20 protein-coding genes and 1 pseudogene are annotated in these 18,207 nt (G+C 65.2%); 11 read left to right on the top strand and 10 right to left on the bottom strand.

Going from position 1 to position 18,207, the window contains the following annotated elements; all coding sequences use genetic code 11:
- Window positions 1-89 precede the first annotated feature (89 nt).
- The gene (locus tag G1H11_RS05715) at window positions 90-689 is read right to left on the bottom strand and encodes a TetR/AcrR family transcriptional regulator (RefSeq protein WP_163816854.1); all 600 of its coding nucleotides are present in this window, start codon (window positions 687-689) and stop codon (window positions 90-92) included.
- A 125-nt stretch (window positions 690-814) separates the two neighbouring features.
- Between G1H11_RS05715 and G1H11_RS05710 the strand changes: the two genes are divergently transcribed.
- From G1H11_RS05710 to G1H11_RS26885, 3 genes and pseudogenes are all read left to right on the top strand, one after another.
- Entirely contained in the window at window positions 815-1,669 is an 855-nt protein-coding gene (locus tag G1H11_RS05710; RefSeq protein ID WP_163816852.1) for an SDR family oxidoreductase, read from the top strand.
- 47 nt (window positions 1,670-1,716) lie between these two features.
- Window positions 1,717-2,076, top strand: a pseudogene (locus G1H11_RS26890) (nuclear transport factor 2 family protein); the annotation flags it as partial.
- Between the two features lie 45 nt (window positions 2,077-2,121).
- A complete protein-coding gene (locus G1H11_RS26885; protein WP_343074814.1) occupies window positions 2,122-2,463 on the top strand; it encodes a DUF1330 domain-containing protein in 342 nt (113 codons plus the stop codon).
- 103 nt (window positions 2,464-2,566) lie between these two features.
- On the opposite strand, the gene G1H11_RS05700 is transcribed toward G1H11_RS26885, so the two are convergent.
- Entirely contained in the window at window positions 2,567-3,736 is a 1,170-nt protein-coding gene (locus tag G1H11_RS05700) for an RtcB family protein (protein ID WP_163816850.1), read from the bottom strand.
- A gap of 72 nt (window positions 3,737-3,808) precedes the next feature.
- Window positions 3,809-4,816 (bottom strand): aldo/keto reductase, encoded by a 1,008-nt coding sequence (locus G1H11_RS05695; protein ID WP_163816848.1) that lies wholly within the window; start codon window positions 4,814-4,816, stop codon window positions 3,809-3,811.
- A 339-nt stretch (window positions 4,817-5,155) separates the two neighbouring features.
- Between G1H11_RS05695 and G1H11_RS25140 the strand changes: the two genes are divergently transcribed.
- Window positions 5,156-6,100 (top strand): golvesin C-terminal-like domain-containing protein, encoded by a 945-nt coding sequence (locus G1H11_RS25140; protein WP_216843475.1) that lies wholly within the window; start codon window positions 5,156-5,158, stop codon window positions 6,098-6,100.
- 299 nt (window positions 6,101-6,399) lie between these two features.
- Here G1H11_RS25140 and G1H11_RS05685 read toward each other — a convergent pair whose 3' ends face one another.
- A complete protein-coding gene (locus tag G1H11_RS05685; RefSeq protein ID WP_163816846.1) occupies window positions 6,400-7,212 on the bottom strand; it encodes a phosphotransferase in 813 nt (270 codons plus the stop codon).
- Window positions 7,213-7,342: 130 nt separating this feature from the next.
- Here G1H11_RS05685 and G1H11_RS05680 point away from each other — a divergent pair, with 130 nt between their 5' ends.
- Both G1H11_RS05680 and G1H11_RS05675 read left to right on the top strand, forming a co-directional pair.
- Entirely contained in the window at window positions 7,343-7,897 is a 555-nt protein-coding gene (locus tag G1H11_RS05680; protein WP_216843474.1) for a DinB family protein, read from the top strand.
- Between the two features lie 22 nt (window positions 7,898-7,919).
- Window positions 7,920-8,537, top strand: a complete 618-nt coding sequence (locus tag G1H11_RS05675) for a GNAT family N-acetyltransferase (protein ID WP_216843473.1) — start codon at window positions 7,920-7,922, stop codon at window positions 8,535-8,537.
- 36 nt (window positions 8,538-8,573) lie between these two features.
- Here the strand turns inward: G1H11_RS05675 and G1H11_RS05670 are convergent, their stop codons facing one another.
- Together G1H11_RS05670 and G1H11_RS05665 are read right to left on the bottom strand one after the other, a co-directional pair.
- Entirely contained in the window at window positions 8,574-9,170 is a 597-nt protein-coding gene (locus G1H11_RS05670) for a hypothetical protein (protein ID WP_163816844.1), read from the bottom strand.
- A 502-nt stretch (window positions 9,171-9,672) separates the two neighbouring features.
- A complete protein-coding gene (locus G1H11_RS05665; RefSeq protein ID WP_216843472.1) occupies window positions 9,673-10,038 on the bottom strand; it encodes an ArsR/SmtB family transcription factor in 366 nt (121 codons plus the stop codon).
- 133 nt (window positions 10,039-10,171) lie between these two features.
- Between G1H11_RS05665 and G1H11_RS05660 the strand changes: the two genes are divergently transcribed.
- Window positions 10,172-10,366: a hypothetical protein gene (locus tag G1H11_RS05660; RefSeq protein ID WP_163816842.1), complete on the top strand. Its 195-nt coding sequence runs from the start codon at window positions 10,172-10,174 to the stop codon at window positions 10,364-10,366.
- 239 nt (window positions 10,367-10,605) lie between these two features.
- Here G1H11_RS05660 and G1H11_RS05655 read toward each other — a convergent pair whose 3' ends face one another.
- Window positions 10,606-11,235 carry a TM7S3/TM198-like domain-containing protein gene (locus tag G1H11_RS05655; protein ID WP_163816840.1) on the bottom strand — a complete coding sequence of 210 codons (630 nt, stop codon included), beginning with the start codon at window positions 11,233-11,235 and terminating at the stop codon, window positions 10,606-10,608.
- Window positions 11,236-11,313: 78 nt separating this feature from the next.
- On the opposite strand from G1H11_RS05655, the gene G1H11_RS05650 reads away from it, so the two are divergent.
- Window positions 11,314-11,940 carry a DinB family protein gene (locus G1H11_RS05650; RefSeq protein ID WP_163816838.1) on the top strand — a complete coding sequence of 209 codons (627 nt, stop codon included), beginning with the start codon at window positions 11,314-11,316 and terminating at the stop codon, window positions 11,938-11,940.
- Window positions 11,941-11,979: 39 nt separating this feature from the next.
- Here the strand turns inward: G1H11_RS05650 and G1H11_RS05645 are convergent, their stop codons facing one another.
- The 3 genes from G1H11_RS05645 to G1H11_RS05635 all read right to left on the bottom strand — a co-directional run bounded on the left by G1H11_RS05645 (window position 11,980) and on the right by G1H11_RS05635 (window position 13,785).
- The gene (locus G1H11_RS05645; RefSeq protein WP_163816836.1) at window positions 11,980-12,276 is read right to left on the bottom strand and encodes a hypothetical protein; all 297 of its coding nucleotides are present in this window, start codon (window positions 12,274-12,276) and stop codon (window positions 11,980-11,982) included.
- 417 nt (window positions 12,277-12,693) lie between these two features.
- Entirely contained in the window at window positions 12,694-13,119 is a 426-nt protein-coding gene (locus tag G1H11_RS05640; protein ID WP_163816834.1) for a DUF6578 domain-containing protein, read from the bottom strand.
- Window positions 13,120-13,218: 99 nt separating this feature from the next.
- The gene (locus tag G1H11_RS05635) at window positions 13,219-13,785 is read right to left on the bottom strand and encodes a dihydrofolate reductase family protein (RefSeq protein ID WP_163816832.1); all 567 of its coding nucleotides are present in this window, start codon (window positions 13,783-13,785) and stop codon (window positions 13,219-13,221) included.
- Between the two features lie 1,248 nt (window positions 13,786-15,033).
- Here G1H11_RS05635 and G1H11_RS05630 point away from each other — a divergent pair.
- From G1H11_RS05630 to G1H11_RS05620, 3 genes are all read left to right on the top strand, one after another.
- On the top strand, window positions 15,034-16,086 hold the full coding sequence (locus G1H11_RS05630; protein ID WP_163816830.1) for a Fic family protein: 1,053 nt from the start codon (window positions 15,034-15,036) through the stop codon (window positions 16,084-16,086).
- 665 nt (window positions 16,087-16,751) lie between these two features.
- Window positions 16,752-17,540, top strand: coding sequence for a hypothetical protein (locus G1H11_RS05625; protein WP_163816828.1), 789 nt, complete (start codon window positions 16,752-16,754; stop codon window positions 17,538-17,540).
- 60 nt (window positions 17,541-17,600) lie between these two features.
- Complete coding sequence (locus tag G1H11_RS05620) at window positions 17,601-18,107, top strand: hypothetical protein (protein WP_163816825.1); 507 nt, start codon at window positions 17,601-17,603, stop codon at window positions 18,105-18,107.
- Window positions 18,108-18,207 lie beyond the last annotated feature (100 nt).

Genomic DNA, 18,207 nt, shown 5'->3' with positions numbered 1-18,207 from the left:
CAATCTAGGCGGCCCGGCGTCGCCGGCCGATTACCTCGGAGGTCATGGCCGGCACCCGCCAGGAGGCTGCACGCTGGGTGGCCGGCGCGTCAGCCGCGGGGGCGCAGGCCGTTCAACGCCGTGGTGAGGATCGTGTCGGCGTACTCGGGCGTGATGGGCCCGCTGCGAGTCAGCCAGCGGTTCATCAGGGGTCCGAAGATCATCTCAACGGCGGCGTCGAGGTCCACGTCCTCGGCGACATGACCGGCGAGTTGCGCGCTGCGTAGCCTGTCCTTCTTCACCTCGTGCATGCGCTGCGCCAGGTTTCGCCGGTACTCGGCGGCAAGGCCCTCGTCCTCGAGGAGGGCGACGGTGAGGGAGCGCATGGACCGGTCATAGCCGGGGTCGTTGAGCTCCCGCACGGTGGCGTGCAGGACGGTGCGCAGATCGGCTTCCAGGTCACCGGTGTCCGGCAGGGTCGTCTCACCGGCGTCGTTGGTGCTGAGCGCGAGCACGGCATCGAAGAGCACTGCCGCCTTGGACGGCCACCAGCGGTAGATCGTCTGTTTACCGACGCCTGCCCGCGCGGCGATCGCCTCGATGCTCAGCTTGGTGTAGCCGACTTCTCCGGCCAGCTGAAGGGCAGCGGTGAGGATCGCCTGCCGGGACTTCTCGTTGCGCCGGGGCCGTTCCGCCGTCGTCTGGGGCATACGCGTCACTCTACCGCGACTGCGAGACGAGACGGTCCGTCTTGACGCGCCGACAGAATGCTGTGCATACTTGGCGACGAAACGAGACGGAGCGTCTCGTCTCGTCAAAGAGGAAGGTACACACCATGACGACCCATTCGCCGTCTCGTGTCTGGTTCATCACAGGAGCAAGCCGCGGCCTCGGCCAGGCGTTCGCACGGGCGGCCCTGGAGGCCGGTGACCGGGTAGTGGCCGTCTCCCGCACTATCGCCGGCTCCCCGGAGCTGATCGACGCGTACGGTGACCGCGTCCTGCCGCTCGCCTTGGACGTCATCGATCGGGATGCCGTGTTCGCCGGGGTCGCCGCCGCCGTGAAGCATTTCGGCCGGCTCGACGTCGTCGTCAACAACGCCGGGATCATGGCGTCGGGCACCGTCGAGGAGTTCACCGAGGCGGAGGCGCGGTCTCAATTCGAGGTTAACTTCTTCGGCGCGCTGTGGGTAAGTCAGGCGGTGGCCCCGCAACTACGGAAGCAGGGATCCGGGCACATCGTCCAGATCTCCAGCATCGGGGGCCTGGGCGGCTTTCCCACCAGCGGCATGTACAGCGCAAGCAAGTTTGCTCTGGAGGGGATGAGTGAGGCTCTGGCGGCCGAGCTCGCGCCGTTCGGGGTCTCGCTGACCATCGTTCAGCCCGGCGGCTACTGGACCGATCTGTACACGTCGATGCAGTTCACTGCGCCCCTTGACGCCTACGGACCGCTGCGCGAAAAGCTCGCGAAGCAGTTCGGCGAAGGAAGCATCGACAGTGACCCGAAGCTGGCCGCCGAAGCGATCATGACTCTGGTCGACAGCGACGATCCGCCGCTGCGGCTCCTGCTCGGCAGCATGGTCTACGACCTCGCATTCGACATCTCGCGGCGCCGGATGGACACCTGGGCTCAGTGGGAAGACGTCAGCCGGGCAGCCGAGCACGCCATCGCGCAGCCAGACGCGACCTGAGCGCATTACCTGAGACGTAATCGACCAGCGTCGGCGGCTGCCGAACGATGGAGACATCACACCGGATTCACCGCTTCCCGAGAGGATCTCCCATGACTGACTTCACCAGCCTCGCCGGCCGTTACCTCCAGGTCTGGAACGAGCAAGACGCCGAGACAAGGAAAAAGCTGATGGACGACCTGTTCGCCGCCGGCGTCTCCTACACCGACCCGCTGGCGGCGACGAGTACCGTCGACGAGCTGCACGCCCTGATCGGCGGTGTGCAGGCACAGTTCCCGGGGATGCGGTTCCGGCTCCTGGGCGACGTCGACGCGCACCATGGCCAGGCACGGTTCCGGTGGGCCCTGGCGCCCGTGGACTCGGAACCGGTAGTGATCGGGTTCGACGTCGTCACCGTGAACGACGACGGCCTGATCACCACCGTGCTCGGATTCCTCGACCGGGCTCCGGGCTTGAACGACGAGGTCGAGCCTGCTCGTACCTACGCGGTGGCGCACCTGCACGACGTGCGGATGGGCGACGGCATCGTCGGCTACCTGAACGGCATCGACGACACGCTGCGCCCGTTCGGCGGGAAGTTCATCATCCACGGCGGACGCCCCACCGTGCTGGAGGGAGAGTGGACGGGTGACCTGATCGTCCTCGAGTTCCCTGACCGGGCGAGCGCCGAGGGTTGGTACCGGTCGGACGCCTACCAGCGGATCCTGCCGCTGCGGACCGACAATGCCGCCGGTACGGCGTTTCTTATCGACGGCGTCGACGACGCCCACGCCGCTACGGACATCCTCCGATAGCAACCCGGACGCGTGTGTACAGGAACCGCGGCGGGCCGGTGTCTACTCCCGGCCCGCCGCAGCTCGTCGTATTTGGCGGTCGCTATGTGGCCGCCGAACACAACTAATCGCCCTTGACGTTGACGATCTGGCGCAGCGTGTGCCGGATCCCGACCAGATCGGCAGCGTCGGCCATCACGGTGTCGATGTCCTTGTACGCGGCGGGGATCTCGTCGAGGAACGCGGCGGAGTCGCGCCACTCGATACCGGCCATGGCCTGGCGGAGCTGCTCCCGGCTGAACGTCTTGCGGGCCTTCGTCCGGGAGAAGGTGCGGCCCGCTCCGTGCGGCGACGAGTTCAGTGAGAGCGGGTTGCCCTTGCCCGTCACGACATAGGAGGCCGTGCCCATCGAGCCGGGGATGAGCCCGGGCACGCCGTCGGCGGCGTTGATGGCGCCCTTCCGGCTGAGCCAGACCTCCTCGCCGAAGTGCCGTTCCTGCTCGGTGTAGTTGTGGTGGCAGTTGATCCGCTCGCGCTCCTCGACCGTCTCGCCGATCCACCGCTCCAGGCAGCCGACGAGCCGGTCCATCATTTCCTCGCGGTTCGCCAGCGCGAACGCTTGCGCCCAGCGGAGCTCCCGGATGTAGACGTCGAACGCTGCGCTGCCTTCCTCCAGGTACGCGAGATCGCGGTCAGGCAAGCTGATCCCGGCGTTCTCGCACAGGTCACGCGCGACCCTGATGTGATGCTGGGCGATCTTGTTGCCCACGCCCCGGGATCCGGAGTGCAGGAACAGCCACAGCCGGTCCTCCTCATCGGCGGTCACCTCGATGAAGTGGTTCCCGGAACCGAGCGAGCCGAGTTGCAGCTTCCAGTTCGCGGCCCGCTTCGCCGGATCGATTCCCTGCTCGTCTGCAAAGTCGGCCAGCTCGTCGCAACGCTTGGCGGCGGTGTCGGTGAGGGTCTTGTTGTTGCCGCCGGCGGACAACGGGATGGCCCGCTCGATGGATCTGCGCAGTGCGGCACGGTCGCGACCGCCGAGCTTATCCAGCTTCCATTGGGTTCGCACGGCGATCATCCCGCAGCCGATGTCGACGCCTACGGCCGCCGGGATGATCGCGCCGAGTGTCGGGATTACCGACCCCACTGTGGCGCCCTTGCCCAAGTGGGCGTCGGGCATCAGAGCTAGGTGCGGGTAGATGAACGGCATCTGCGACGTGCGCCGTGCCTGCTCCAGGGTGTCCGGCTCGATGATCGACGCCCAGTTGTACAGCCGCTCGCTGACCTTCTGCATGAGATGACCTCCCCTCGGCAACCTACCCAAGGGCGAGGGGCCGTCACCTCCCCTTTTCCCGCGTGCTGGCTCCTATGCTCCGGCCGCGTCAAGCCGGCCAAGCTGATCGCTGGTGAGCTTGACGTCCACAGCCCGGATGCCCGCGTCGTACTGTTCCAAGGTCCGAGGGCCCATCAGAGGCACGATGGTCGGAGACGTCTGGTGCAGTAGCCAGGCGAGCACCACCTGGTTGGGCGTGGCGTCCACCTCGGCCGCCACGTCCTCGACGGCCGCTATCCGAGCGTCGGCGTCGGGGCCCGCGTACAGCGCCATCATGGGGTGCTTTGCCCGCTTGGCGGCGTCGTCGTAAATACCCTTGAGGATGGGCGAGTAGGCGACCAGGGTGAGATCGTCGTGGGCTTGCAGGTAGTCCAGCTGCTCGTCGTCGACGATCGAGATGTGGCTCAGCCCGGCCTTACGGCGCAGGTAGGAGTGCTGTTGCTGTACCGCGACCGGAGCCGGCCAGCCATGCTGGGCGCAGAGCTGCCGGATGCGCTCCAGCCGCCAGGTCCGCACGTTGGACCAGCCGATGTAGCGGATCTTGCCCGCCTGCACCAGCCCTGCCAGCGCCTCCAGGCTTTCCTCCAGCGGCGTGGACCGGTCGTCGACGTGCACGTAGTACAGGTCGATGTGGTCGGTCTGCAGCCTGCGGAGGCTGTCGTCGACCGACCGGCGGAGGTTGTCGCCCCCGGCGCCGTCGAAGTTCTGGTAGGCGCGTTCCCAGTCCGGCTGATCATCGACCCAGACCGCATCCAGGTCCTTGACCAGAGCGGTTCCCTTGGTGGCGAGGAAGACGTCGTCGCGTCGGCCGGTGCTGGCGAACCAGCGGCCCAGCACCTCCTCGCTGTGCCCGCCGAGGCTGCCCCGCTCCTCCCACCAGGTGTAGCAGTTGGCGGTGTCGAGGAACGTGCCACCCGCATCCAGGTACCGATTCAGCATGGTGTTCGCCGACGCCTCGTCGGTGGTGGTGCCCATGAGCATGCAGCCGAGTGCGAGCTGGCTGACCTGTTCGCCCGTCCTGCCGAGTTCGACGGTCTTCATCTGGTGCTCCTTCGCGTAGTGGTGACTGTCGTCGACGCTATGAGCTGGAGCGCGCTCCAGGTCAAGCCACTTCCGACCGGACGTGTCCAGGAGTCATGCAGGCGTGTTGGCGGATGTACCGGCATCGGCGGCGTTGTCCACATGCTCGGGCCATGGTGCGGTTGACGGGCCAGCTGTCGCCGCGTCGCACGTGATTTGACTGGAAAATCTCTTGAATGGTGGCTATTCATAGCAAAATATGCTGCGATCCGACGAATGTATCGAAATCTCTTCCGCGTGGATGTCGATCTTGCTTCAATGGTCTAGGCCAACCTTGCCTCGGAGGATTGGACGGAAGCCATGGACAACCGCACCGTACGCCGACTCACCGCCGTCGCGGCCGGCACATTGGTCGCGACCCTCCTCACACCCATAGGACCCGCTGCCGCGCAAGACTTCAGCGTGGTCATCGACGCCACCGGCGACCGGTTCACCGCAAGCGAGAACTGGGCGACGTCGTCGTGGTCGGACCAGCGCTACGGCGACCAGTACTACTTCGCCACCCCGGACACCACCGGGAGCGATGCGGCCTGGTATTCGGCCGACATCCCCGAAGCCGGCACCTACCGCGTGGAGGTGTGGTACCCCGCCAACTCCGGCTACAACAGTTCCACCCCGTTCGTGATCAACACGGCGAACGGCAGCCAGTCCGTGCGCATCGACCAGCGCAGCAACGGTGGCCGGTGGGTGAGCCTCGGCGTCCACTCGCTCGCCGCGGGCGATCAGGACGTCGTCGCCGTCAGTAGATGGACCAGCACCGCTGGCTACGTGATCGCGGACGCGATCCGCATCACCGAGGCCGCGGCCGGCAGCAACGAGTGGTCGCTGCCCGTTCCGGACAACTTCTTCCCGCGCTCGGAGTACGGACGCACGCACCACACCTACCCGGCTATCGATCTCCGGACACCAACGGGCACTCCGGCCCGGGCGGTGCGGGCAGGGACCGTCACCAGGATCAACGACGGCAGTTGCGGACGAGGCATCAGCCTGGCCGGCACGGACGGCGCCACCTATAACTACTGCCATTTCTCGGACTGGTCGGTTTCCAGCGGTACGTCCGTGACTCCTGGCCAGCAGATCGGCCTGACCGGGAACACCGGCCATTCCACCGGGCCGCACCTGCATCTGCAGATCCGGACCCCTGACGGCTTGCTCCGGTGCCCGCAGAGGCTGCTGCTGGCGATCTACGACGGCGTCACTCCACCCGCCGCCAACGCGTTGCCTACCAGCGGCTGCACTCACTGAGCCGGACTTCGAGGTGGGGGCAGGTGTCGCGACGACGACGCCTGCCCCACTCCTTTGCCCCAGACACTCTCTGTGACCCCAGGCTCCGCGCCGCGTGTGCTGACGATCAGTGCGTCTGCCGTCGGGTTCGCAACCACATGGCGGCGTGGTCCTGCCCACTGGCGTGCACTGGTTGAAGATGGGCTTGTTCTGCAGTGGCAGGTGAGTGACGGCAGCGACCACGATGTCGACATGCGGTAGCGCTAACCGAGCGGAAGGCCGGTTCGTGGTCACGTAGCGCAGGCTACGACGCCGGTGCTCTAGCTCATGTCCCACAGGAGGCGGTAGTAGGCGATACGTTCGGGGTCCGGATCGATGCCGTATGCCTCGTACACGACGTCCGCGTAACCGGGGCCGTAGTTCCACTCCGTACTCCACGCGCCAATGGCGAGGTCCGCCCACCGGTCGGCCACACCGAGGGAGCCGAGATCCACATGAGCGGAGAAAGCTCCGTCGTCGTGAAGCAGCGTGTTGGGCGCGCAGGCGTCACCGTGACAGACGACGAGCCGGTCGATGGGCGGCGGCTCCGCGATCTGCGCGACGGGATCGGTGACGTGCGGGTGCCGACGCTTGAGGGCCTGACCGGATGGCTGCTCACCGGCGGCGACGCGCTCATAGGCACGAGTGAGTCGTCGTTCTGTGCTCCAGTCGAACGGGCACGTGTCCACGGGGAGCGCGTCGTGAAGCACACGGAGCCCTCGGCCGATGGCTGCCGCGGCGGTCTTCGGGTCGGCGATCCATCGAGAGTCGACGGCCGAGCGGCCAGGGACCGCGGACGTGACCAGCCAGGAGCCTTCGTCGTCGGCGCTCTGTTCGATGACCTGCGGAACCACCACCCATTGCCGCGCCCACGCCAAGCGTTCCGCCTCGGCGGCAAGATCGATCTCCGGAGTGCCGGCGGCGACCCACTTGGCGTACCGGGTGATGCCTCGTCGGTTCTCCAGACGGAAGGTGAGGCCACCCAGCTCGTTCTGCCACACCGGCGTGATCGTGTCGCCCCCAGCGATGGCTTGGACGACGCCCGGCACGGTGACGGAGTCAGAAGGGCGGCCGGAGAACAGAGAGGGAGTCACGAACGCCGATCTTCCCAGATACCCGAACCCGAGGCGAACGCTTTAGGCGGCCGTTCTGGCCTCGCGCCAGTTTCGCTGCGGACTCTGATCCGGTAGCTGATCGTGCGGAATCAGCAGTAGCTTGTGCGGCATGGACATGCGGGACATGACAGTGATCAGGGAATCCGTTGCCGGTGACGAGGTGGAGATGCTGTTCTTCGCGCTCCAGCGAGCCCGCGCACAGTTCGCCTGGAAGTGCGGTGGGCTGGACGAAACGGGTCTGCGGAAGCGGCTTCCTCCCTCGAACATGACTCTGGGCGGACTGCTCAAGCATCTTGCCCGGGCCGAGGACGAACGCGTCTCCACCTTCCTGACCGGTGAACCGATGGGGCCACCGTGGCTGCGGGAGAACTTCGAGGCCGATCCCGATTGGGACTGGAACTCCGCCGCCGACGACTCGCCGGAGGAGCTCTACGCGCTCTGGCGCGGAGCAGTGGAGCGTTCGCAGGCAGCGTGGTCTCGCGTGCTTGCCGACGGGAGTCTCGACGAGCCGTCGGTGTTCACCACCGAGTCCGGCGAGTCACCGAACCTCCGGCGGGTCCTGGTCGACGCGATCGAGGAGTACATCCGCCACACCGGCCACGCGGATCTGCTCCGGGAAGCCGTCGACGGGCTGGTGGGCGACGATCCGCCCCAGCCATCATGACGGCTCCCGGACCGGTGCTCGTGTGAATGCGCTGGATGAAGCGAGCGTGCGGATCGTGCCCGCCAACCAGGCGTCCTGGGAGGACGTGGAGGCGGTCTTCGACACTAAGGACTACGCGGGCAGGTGCCGGTGCCAGCGGTTCAAGGTGGTGGGCTGGATCTGGCGGGACAGCACGTACGACGAGCGGGTTGCGATGTCGCAGGCGCAGACCGCGTGCGGTGATCCGAATGCCGCGTCCACCAGTGGGCTTGTGGCGTATATCGACGACGAGCCGGCGGGATGGGTGGCCGTCGAACCACGAATCGCATATCCGAAGCTGCGCACCCTTCGCGTGCCGTGGAGCGGGCGCGACGAAGACAAGGACGACGCCGGTGTGTGGGTGGTGACCTGCCTGATCGTCCGCAAGGGCTTCCGGGGTCGCGGCCTCACGTACCTGCTGGCGCGCGCCACGATCGACTATGCCCGCGAGCGAGGCGCCCGCGTTCTGGAGGCCTATCCGATGATCACGCAACCAGGCAAGGAGATCACCTGGGGCGAGCTCCACGTCGGGGCGCGGCAGGTGTTCGAGGAGGCCGGCTTCGCCCAGGTGCACCACCCCACTCCGAGACGCGTGATCATGCGGGTTGACTTCGAAGCCTGAAGGATCAGGGCGACGTCGTCCCTGGTGCTTCTGCGTTTATGGTGCTTCTTGCGTGGCTTGTGGTTCCTCGATCTGGACGGATTTGAGCTCCGGCCGGAAGGCGAACAGCGAGTCACCTACCGGGCTGATCCACCAGGGGCCACACGTGATGGTCGACTTGTGCTCCCGCCCCTCGTCCCACCATTGCGCGGTCAGTGTGGCGTCGGTGCGGTAGTCGTCGGGCTCCTCTCCGGCCCGAACCGGACGAGGGCGCAACTCGTCCGCTGACACCTCCTCGCACGAGTCCGGAAGAGCGTCCGCCGTCGCTCGCATGACGAGCAGGCGCTCGTCTCCGGTGGTGCGCATGACATAGCGGACGTGCGTAGCATCGTCTGGCACCCAGTCCGGAATCACGTCGTCAGCTTTGCCGTCCGCGCCCCTGGTGAACTCGAAGGTCTTCACATCGCCGTTGTCCCCGCGTCGGAGACTCTCGCTGATGGCGCCGCAGGCGGAGACCGCCAGGACGGTGAGCGCGGCGAGCATCAGCGAGAGGATCCGAGTGCGCTGGCGGCGATTGTTGTCGCTTGGTGCGGGCAGGGTCGTGTGTGTCGTCGAGATCGCTGCTGAGCTGCGCGAAGAGCTGTCATTCACCATGACGGTCACGCTAGATCCGCGCGCGACGTCGATCATCCGCCCCAGAGTTGAACAGATCAGGCGGTGCGTACGCCGCCAGACGGATACGGTCTCGATCCTGTCAGCCGATGGGCTGACGAACCCGTGAATCCGTGGTCGCTGTACGGCTACAGCAGGTCCTTTGCCCTTGCCCAGTGGGCGAACCCACCAGCTTCGAACGGGTACCTTGCGCCCGAAGCGATCATGGCATCTACGAAGCTTCCAGCGGTTGTCTGCGCTATTCGCTTGTCGTGAACGGCGTTCGCGACCACCCACAGCACGCCGTGGGCTTCCAGGCAATGCGATGCTCTCGAGTTCCGGTTCTTGTGTGACTGTCGCGGTGGTGACATTGCCTGGCCAGCTAGATGCCATATCCCAAGGACATCGAGCCGATCGATTCGGCCAGCGTGCGGGAGTGGAGACGTGTCCCACGCGAGGGTCTTCACGGCTGCGGCCGAATCTCACGGCTGGGCCCCGAACGGCGCTAACTGGCGTCCAGGGTCAGTGCGTCGCGGATCGCCTTGAGCCGTTCTGGCACCACGCGGTAGTAGACCCAGGTGCCTCGCCGCTCACCGCTGATCAGCCCTGCCTCCTTGAGCAGCTTCAGGTGATGGCTGGCGGTGGCGGCTGTTTTCCCGATCTGGCCCGCCATGTCACATGCGCAGACCTCGGGGGTGTTGAGCAGCATCGACAGGATCTTCACCCGCGCCGGGTCGGCAAGTGCCTTGAACATTGCCGCCAGGGAGACGGCGTCGTCGTCACGGACGGCCGAGGATGGCGGGCAGCAGTCAGTCAAGATCGGGAGCTGCATGCCCACTGGAGTGTCGGGGCTCATCATCGCGGTGCTCATCGTGCTTCCAGCGTACGTGAAGGATCAGGTTGTTTCGACATGTATTGAAGCATTGCTTTGAAATCTATCGAATCAATGATTAGATAGATGTCGAAGCAGCGCGTCGACTGTGCGCACTGCTGGAGGAGAAGGCATGCACCCGTACGAGTTCGAGATGGTCGCGGCGGAGCGCCGGCGGGAGGTGCGCGCGGAAGCGGCGCGTCTACGGATGATCGCGTCGGCGGCCTGCTGCCGCGAACGTGCCGTGACGCGTCTGATTGCGCGATTGCGCAGTGTCTGGGCAGCGCTCACGGTAGATCGCGGCACTGCCTGCTGCTCGGCCGCCTGAGCCGTCCCGAATCCGGACCTGGTCGATCACGGGAGAGGGAGGAGGTGGCGACGATGGACTGCTGTGACGAGCTGACCGCGGATTGCGGTGATATCAGCTGCTGCTGAGGGTCGCACGCGGGATGGGTGGTGCTACGGCGCCACCCATCCTCATGTGGGGCTCATGATGTGGGCTCATGTGCTGCGCGGAAGCGTTCGGTTCTGTTCGCAGGCTCTCCGCTGGTTAGCAGTCGCGGGGTATTACGCCGGCTGGCTCCAGGTCTCCCGTACCGAACGCCTGATTGCACCGGCCTGCCGGAGCTGTACGACGATGCCGATGACCGCGAGGACGAGGCCGCCCACGTACCACAGTGGTTGGTCGCGGGCGGTCGCGTCGGCGTCGAACATGGCCTCGGTGTCGATGACGTCGAATATCAACATCAGTCCGGCGATCATGACACTGGCGCCTGCGAATGAACTGACGACGATCAACAGCAGTTGGGGCAGATTCGCGACGATGGCGAGAATTGCGAGTGCGGCGCCGCACAGCGCCCCGATCAGCAGTGGCCCCCACGCTTCCGTGATGCCCATAGCCGAGGCGAGAGTGCCACCGAGCACAAATCCCATCGAGGCCATGCCCAAGATGATGCTGACGGCGAAGAACAGGTAGGCGAGAGCGGCGAACAGCAGTGCGGAGACGATGGCGACGATCCAGCCGAGTGCTGTGGAGAGATATCCCTGATCGGTGAGCCTGTCGACGAGTCCCGCCCCGACGGCGAAGCCGACGAACGCTCCCCAGATCGCTAGCAGGAGGCGCATCGCCCATTGCCCACGCAGGCACAGGAACGCGCCGACCGCGACGGCCAGCAGGCCCAGAAGGATCTCTGTCATCGTCTCGCGCTGCGTTCTCTACCTGATCCCGGCAGAATCACGGTTGACCTCAACTGCGGCACCGAGCACGCTATGGCCATGATGACACCGCCGCGCCTCGTTCCGCTGCTCGCGCAGTACGATCACGCCTCGCGGCGCCTCCTCGACCGGCTACGAGGACCCACGGTGAACAGCGGCGATGAGGTCGATGTCCCGGTGCCTCCGTTGACGGACGGGGAGTACCTCTGGGAGCCGGTTCCCGGTAGCTGGTCGGTGCGTCCGAAGGAAGACGGGCCGGGGCCGGGCGCAACGGTGCTTGTCGGAGCCGGTGCGTGGGGACGCGACGGAGGCCGCCCGCACCCCTATCCGCCTCCCATCACGACGATCGCCTGGCGGATGCACCACCTGACCGAGATGCTGCTCGGACGCGCCGACTGGACGATCGGAGACCACTCGTTCACCGAGTCGGAGATGATCGTGCGCGGGGACGCTGTCTCCGCGATCACGTCCTTGGAGGAGGCGATCGGTTCCTGGCGGGCCGCCCTGGAAGCCGCGGACGACGACGCACTGGATGCGATCGGGCACAGTACCTATCCGGATGGAGGCGACCCCGAGGAGCCCTTCCTCGAGATCGTGTGGTGGGTCAACCAGGAGGTCCTCCACCATGGCGCGGAGATCGCCCTGCTGCGGGATCTGTACCGCGCTTCTTCTGCTGCTTCGGGCTGACGGCCGGCGGGCTGCGGCGCACAGGCGGCATGGGGCCGGTCACTCACACGATGTGTGTCCCGACGAGTCGCCGTGCCCGGTCACGCGGTCGATGAGCAGCCAGCCGCCGTACCAGACGAGTTCATAGTCCAGGGACCAGTAGGTGCAGGTCTCTCCGTCCGGCCCATAGCCGGGTGCCTGCAGACTGACGAACTCGAGCCAGACGTAGGCCCCCTCGGACGTCTCCTCGACGGCGTGGACCGGCGCGGATAAGTCCTCGCGGGCTGAACGCGGCTCGGCTCCGCCAACTGATACTCGCCTGCGCCGGATACCTCTGCGCGCGCCTTTGCAATGCACACATATACGCAACACCTCTGGCGTGCGGTCAGCATGGCCGATGTTGCGTATAGGTGTGCATTGCAAAGGGCCGCTGACACACCTTGGGCGGGAGCTAGCCTGGCACGAGCCGTGGTCGGCGCCTGGTGCGGGGTTCCTGGTCTCAGGTAATGCGTGCGGAGGTCCAGGGCACCTCAAGCGTTACACGAGGCCAGGAACCGCGTCGGTCAGGTTGGCGACAGTGCAGATGTGGCGAGCCGGACGACATTCGGGTACAGGTGGACGAACACATCCTTGATGCGGGCGTCGTCATATGCAGTGGCACTCCGCCAAGCCGCCGGCCGAGCATTCAGTGAACGACGGCGGCGTCGCGACGGGCGAATCTCGAACGTCCTCGGGTCCCTCGATTAAGTTGCCGGGCGCATGAGCCGGAGACCGTCAGTGCCGGGGATCACGCACGGTGTGGGGCGGACGCTCGGCGACGTCGAGGTCCACCACATACCCGACGAACCTGCTTTCGGAAGAGTGGTCCTCCCAGCCAGTGGCGTGGTGAATCTGGGTCATCGTGGCTGAGCCAGGCACGGGGACGAGCAAGGTCCCGTTCCGATCTGGGTGAGGTGTGTACCGGCAGCGGAGCTTGTAGATCGCCTGCACGACGCCGCGCGTCGCGGGAGCATCGTCAGGCAGACCGCCGTGGTGTTCTTCCTGGTACTCGATCGACGTCGCCAGCTTCGCACCGGCGATGGTGTCGAACCAATCGACGTCGGGTTCGGCATCGAGGGTCCACTCGACCGTTCCGCCGTCTTTGAACGGGTCGCCGCAGCACTGCATCTGCCACGAGTCGACCCACACCCTGATCCGCATCTGGTCAGTGTGTCAGCCGTCGTGCACCCAGTTCACCGGATTTTTCCGGCCCGTGCCTTAACGGGCTGGACGCACCGGCCACCGTGCGCCGGCCACGCTTCAAGCCGTGACTCGGCTGGGCTGGTAGCGCAGCGCGACCGCCCCCGACCTGAACTCCTGGCGGCCCACGAGCTCCAGCTCCACCCGCTCGCTCAGGCCGGCGAACAACGTCGGACCATGGCCCGCCAGGACGGGATGCACGACGAACTCGTACTCATCGATCAATCCCAGATCCGCCAAGGCCAGCGGTAGGGTCACGCCTCCCACGTTCAGGCCTCGGCCGGGCTCCCGCTTGAGCTGCTGAACAGCTTCCTTCAGATCACCCTTGATGAGCTCCGCGTTCCAATCGACCTGGTTCAGGGTGCGCGAGACGACGTACTTCTTGGCCTCGTCGATCGTCTGGGCAAAGGGGATCATCCAATCAGCCATCCAGTCAGGCCACGTTCCTGTGGCCGGCCGCCGCCACGCTGTCTCCATCATTTCGTAGGTCACCCGGCCAAAGAGCAGGGCGTCGGCTCGTCCCAGCTGTTCGGCGAAATGGCGATGTAAGTTCTCGTCCGGGGCGATCCCTCGGTGATCGCAGCAGCCGTCGAGGGTGACGTTGATCGAGTATCGCAGCGGTCTCATCGGTTCTCCCTTGCAGCGGTCCCAGGCACGTGTCGGACTCCAAGTAGACCGGCGCCGCTGCCATTTCTCATCGGTCCCCCGGTCGGACCTGCTGGGAGCCTGATGACGGCGGCCCTGGCAGGCGAGTTTCTAGGAAAATACCTAGTTCCGTTCGCAGCGGAAGTACTGAATTACGCGAACAAACGTCACTCGTACGCGACGTCGACATCGTGCGCAGCGCGACAAACGTGCTCGGCTCAAGCCCGCCAAGGAGCTGGACGTTGCAGGCCGAGCTGAACGTCGAGCGACGTGGCGTCGAGTTCGATGAGCTAGCGACGCTGTCGGCTCCAGACGGCTCGCACGTGGTCCTGGCGATTGAAGCCGAGCGGTCCCTCGTGGCCCGTGACGTGCCCTACCTACTGGAACAATTGCGAGTCAGAATCGCTCGTGCCGCTGTACCCTCCGCTGTTCCGATGTTGGTGGCGCGCTATCTCCCTGCCTCCGTGCAGGAACGAGTGGCTGATCACGACGCCGCTTACGCTGATGCGACGGGCAACGTTCGCGTCGCGAGTGAGCGGCTCGCGTTGTTCATCCGGAATGTCGGCGCTGATCATGACCTCTGGCGGGGACGCGGTAGGCCCCGCGGCAGCCTAAAAGGGGCACCGACTGCGCGGGTGGTCCGCGCGTTGGTGGATTGCAGCGCGGCGGTACGCGGCCCACGCGCCACCTCGCCTGGCAATGATCTATGTTGCCGACGTGGGCAGTATTGCTGATCGGCTCAGCCTTCGTGCCGTGGAACGGGGCGCGAGCGTGATTCTTGCCGCGAACCGAGACGATGTGAGTTCGTGCGACCTAAGAATGTCGATGGTCTGATCACCGCTGCGCCGAGTCAGATCGCCGTGGACCTTGTCGCTGGCCCAGGCCGGGCTCCAAGCGAAGGTGAGGCATTACTCGATTGGATGGAGGCCAATGAGCAGCAATGGCGACGGTCAGAGCGGGGACTGCGCTCCGAGATGCGTTGGAGGCGCTCGTTGTCCACCGCGATGCGATTGTGGTGATCGGCGGGCAGGCGATTCATCTGCACGCTGCCGCGCCGCCCGCACGCTTCGTTTGAGGTGTTGTCCGGGGGCCCGTTGCCGAACGGAATCTACGCTGCGCTGCGTAGGTTCACACTCTGTGTGGCGGTCCCGGTGAGTTGTGGCGCGTCGCCTTGCCTGCCAGATCGAGTTTGATAAGTTCAATTAGGTACTAGCATGCCTTATCAAACTCATGAATTTGCAGGTGGAGGTATGTGCTGTGGCCGGTCGTGGACGTCCTAGCCGGGCAACGTTGTACACGCGCTTGAGCCGGGCCCTGACGGAGCTGAACGAGCGCTACGGCGGCCTGCCGAGCCCCACTGAGGCGCAAGAGATCTGGTCGGACATCTGGCACCAAGAGGCACATCACTCTACGGCTCTGGAAGGCAACACGCTTGTTCTTCGGGAAGTGCGAACCTTGCTCGAGCAGGGGCGAGCGGTTGGAGCGAAATCGTTGCGTGAGTACAACGAGGTCCAAGGCTATGCAGACGCTGCTAAGTGGGTCTACGGACAAGCCCTGGAGCCCGACTCATGGCATGACGGGAACCTCCTAACGATCAACGAACTCCGTCGTGTCCATCACATGGCAATGACTCCTGTCTGGGATGTGGCGCCACATCCTGATGCCACACAGGATGAGGGTCCCGGGAGCTTCCGACGGCATGACATCGAGCCGTTCGCTGAAGGTATGAAACCGCCCACGTGGCCATTAGTACCCGCCCAGATCCAGGAGTGGGTCGACGCCGTCTGCGTGATGGGTGAGCGGGTCGAGCATGGTGAGAATCTTGGCGTGCCGATTGCGGAGGAACTCGCAAAGATCCATAATGCGTTCGAACGCGTCCACCCTTTCATTGACGGCAATGGGCGAGCAGGACGGCTGGTCTTGAATCTCGTCTTGGTGAGGCTTGGATATCCGCCCATCATCATCTTCAAACGACAAAGATCGGCCTATCTCAAAGCAATGCGCAGAGCTGATGCTGGCGACTACGGCGCGCTGGGCGAGCTAATCGCGCGCGCCATGGAAGACAACCTCAATCGCTTCATCGTTCCGAATTTGGCAGGTCCTGCGCGCCTGGTGCCACTGCAAGCTCTTGCAAACGGCGACCTATCGATGGCCGCCTTGAGGCAGGCCGCTCAGCGCGGGCGTCTGAAGGCAGTGCAAGGTCCAGACGGAATATGGAGGTCGTCCCAGAGGTTCGTGGAAGCGTACCGAAAATCCAGATACCGGACAGCAAGAAGGCGCTGACGGGGTGCCTGTTCTGGGCTTGGTTGCCGTTGGGCTGCGCGTACTCGGATCGTGGCGGCGTCGTCTGAAACTCGCTGCGGAGATTTCATTAGTTCGCGAAGCCGGCGCTGGTACTCACCACGGCGCGGGACGCGGTGGCCGTATCCGCCTCACATGAGGGACGTATGACGTGGACAGTCCAGCCTGCTTTGGGACGGCTGGCACTCCGGCGGACACCGCGGCTGGGCGCGGCGCTCCAAACTACCTAATCTGCTCGCGCATTAGGTAGTTTAGGTAGTTAGTTTAGGTAGATTGTTGGTGGATCGGCGTGGGCTCGGCATTGATGTCAAGACCGACGTAGCGACCATTGCCGAATCTGTCACCGCGTAGAGATCCAGCTCGACCTAGTACGCGCGCGGTCGTAGTCAGTCTTGCGGATGGTCTGGTGTTTCATCGAAGGTCAAGCATCGGGGACCTCGCAACATGTTAACTAGCACATTCATTGCTGTGGTGAACATGTTAGTTAGCAAGCTTCGCCGGATGCCTTGCCGTGGCCTCTTGGCGGTCGGGCCACCTGTGCACCTCTCGCGGTCCCCGCGAACACCTATGAGGGCAAAGGGAACGTTGTGTCCGGGGTTGTTCGTATGGTTTCGCCGACATCACAGATTGCGATTCGAGGGGGAACCATGAAAAACGACATGCCGGGAGCTGTGCCGGCCCCGCCGCCTCCGCCGGAGCCGACGTCGCCGCGAACGCGACGGAGGCGGATCCGGCCCGTCGGCATAACCGTCGCGGTTGTGCTGGTGTTCAGTGCTGGCTATGCCGTGGGCGGGTCGGACGAGAACGACGACGCTGCCGTAAGCGGGGACGTCGACCGGTTGTCTTCCGAGCGGGATGAGCTCGTGTCGGAACGGGACGAGTTGCAGTCCGAGCGCGACGACCTCCAGACACGTCTTGATGAAGCGCTGGCGAGCGGCGCACATCAGGAAGACGAGGATTCGCAGGCCGATGCCGACAACGCTGCGGAAGCGGCGGACACGGAGGAGGCGGTGGCCGGCGACGCTGACGGAAGTCGACAAAGCCCGTTCACGACCGGGACGCCGGTTGGTAACGAGGCGTGGGAAGTCACGTTGGGCAAGCCTCGGGAGGCGTGGGACGAGATCCTGGCGGAGAACCAGTTCAACGATCCGCCTGAGGACGGCATGGAGTTCTTCATCGTGCCGCTGGCTGCGACGTACGTGGGCGACGGGTCCGGCAACGCGTGGTGGGACCTCACGGTCAAGTTCGTCGGCGATGACAACCGCACCTACTCGGACTGGTGCGGTGTGCTGCCAGACGCATTGGACGACGTCGACGACGTGTACACCGACGGCACCGTTGAGGGGAACGTCTGCGTCGTGGTTCCCGAGGGCGCACAGGGGCTCTGGACGCTGACGGTGGATTTCTCGGATCCGGTGTTCTTCGTCGCGGAGTGAACGACGGCTGCATCGGCGGTGGTACGCGCCGTCGAAGAGAAACGGCAAGGGGGATGGACGATGGGTGAGGACACGATAGAGAGTGAGCCGACGGCGAGGCAGGAACCTGCCGAACTCACGGTGAAGACAGAGGTGGCTGCGGTATTCGTCGTCGTCGCCATGGTGGTCGGTGTGGGGCTCGGTCTAGCTATTGGTGCGAGCGCCTTCGGCTCGGACTCGAACGGCAGCGATGATCGCGGCTCCGCTGAGACCGTAGGTGGCGTGGTCAACGAGACGGCGTTCGACGCGGCCAAGGACGAGTGCGCGTCCGACTCGTTGTACGTGCGCGTTCTCGACGACGGCGCGGCGCTCGAGGTGAAAGGCGAAGGCGAGGAGAGCCTGGGCGCAGACATCACGGAGATCTACTGCGTCCTGGAGTCGCTCGGGGCACCGGAGTCGGTGATCTCCCGGATGAGTTCCACTCGCGACCTGGACGGCACCCAAGACGGCAGCTGGAGCGAGATCTACGCGACGTGGAAGTACCACCCCAACAGCGGCCTCAACATGATCTTCGAGGAACGCCGGTAGAGTCACGGTCTCCTGACGGAGTTCCAGCTGTCGTCGCATGAGGGGAAGGTGTGGGAGCCGTAGCGCGGGGAGTGAGTTATGGGCGGGCAGCGTGCGACGA

This window comes from Phytoactinopolyspora alkaliphila (assembly GCF_010550695.1).
Classification (GTDB): domain Bacteria; phylum Actinomycetota; class Actinomycetes; order Jiangellales; family Jiangellaceae; genus Phytoactinopolyspora; species Phytoactinopolyspora alkaliphila.
The sequence above is the reverse complement of the archived record's forward strand: the minus strand, read 5'-3'. Positions and strand labels throughout refer to the sequence as shown.

Excerpts from the sequence above, each read along its gene's own strand:
- G1H11_RS05655 (WP_163816840.1), bottom strand. The coding sequence starts at position 11,235 with ATGACAGAGATCCTTCTGGGCCTGCTGGCCGTCGCGGTCGGCGCGTTC.
- G1H11_RS05620 (WP_163816825.1), top strand. The coding sequence starts at position 17,601 with ATGGGTGAGGACACGATAGAGAGTGAGCCGACGGCGAGGCAGGAACCT.
- G1H11_RS05625 (WP_163816828.1), top strand. The coding sequence starts at position 16,752 with ATGAAAAACGACATGCCGGGAGCTGTGCCGGCCCCGCCGCCTCCGCCG.
- G1H11_RS05710 (WP_163816852.1), top strand. The coding sequence starts at position 815 with ATGACGACCCATTCGCCGTCTCGTGTCTGGTTCATCACAGGAGCAAGC.
- G1H11_RS05695 (WP_163816848.1), bottom strand. The coding sequence starts at position 4,816 with ATGAAGACCGTCGAACTCGGCAGGACGGGCGAACAGGTCAGCCAGCTC.
- G1H11_RS05670 (WP_163816844.1), bottom strand. The coding sequence starts at position 9,170 with ATGGTGAATGACAGCTCTTCGCGCAGCTCAGCAGCGATCTCGACGACA.
- G1H11_RS05630 (WP_163816830.1), top strand. The coding sequence starts at position 15,034 with ATGAATTTGCAGGTGGAGGTATGTGCTGTGGCCGGTCGTGGACGTCCT.
- G1H11_RS05715 (WP_163816854.1), bottom strand. The coding sequence starts at position 689 with ATGCCCCAGACGACGGCGGAACGGCCCCGGCGCAACGAGAAGTCCCGG.
- G1H11_RS05640 (WP_163816834.1), bottom strand. The coding sequence starts at position 13,119 with ATGCGGATCAGGGTGTGGGTCGACTCGTGGCAGATGCAGTGCTGCGGC.
- G1H11_RS05665 (WP_216843472.1), bottom strand. The coding sequence starts at position 10,038 with ATGAGCACCGCGATGATGAGCCCCGACACTCCAGTGGGCATGCAGCTC.
- G1H11_RS05680 (WP_216843474.1), top strand. The coding sequence starts at position 7,343 with ATGGACATGCGGGACATGACAGTGATCAGGGAATCCGTTGCCGGTGAC.
- G1H11_RS05635 (WP_163816832.1), bottom strand. The coding sequence starts at position 13,785 with ATGAGACCGCTGCGATACTCGATCAACGTCACCCTCGACGGCTGCTGC.
- G1H11_RS05700 (WP_163816850.1), bottom strand. The coding sequence starts at position 3,736 with ATGCAGAAGGTCAGCGAGCGGCTGTACAACTGGGCGTCGATCATCGAG.
- G1H11_RS05660 (WP_163816842.1), top strand. The coding sequence starts at position 10,172 with ATGCACCCGTACGAGTTCGAGATGGTCGCGGCGGAGCGCCGGCGGGAG.
- G1H11_RS05650 (WP_163816838.1), top strand. The coding sequence starts at position 11,314 with ATGATGACACCGCCGCGCCTCGTTCCGCTGCTCGCGCAGTACGATCAC.
- G1H11_RS25140 (WP_216843475.1), top strand. The coding sequence starts at position 5,156 with ATGGACAACCGCACCGTACGCCGACTCACCGCCGTCGCGGCCGGCACA.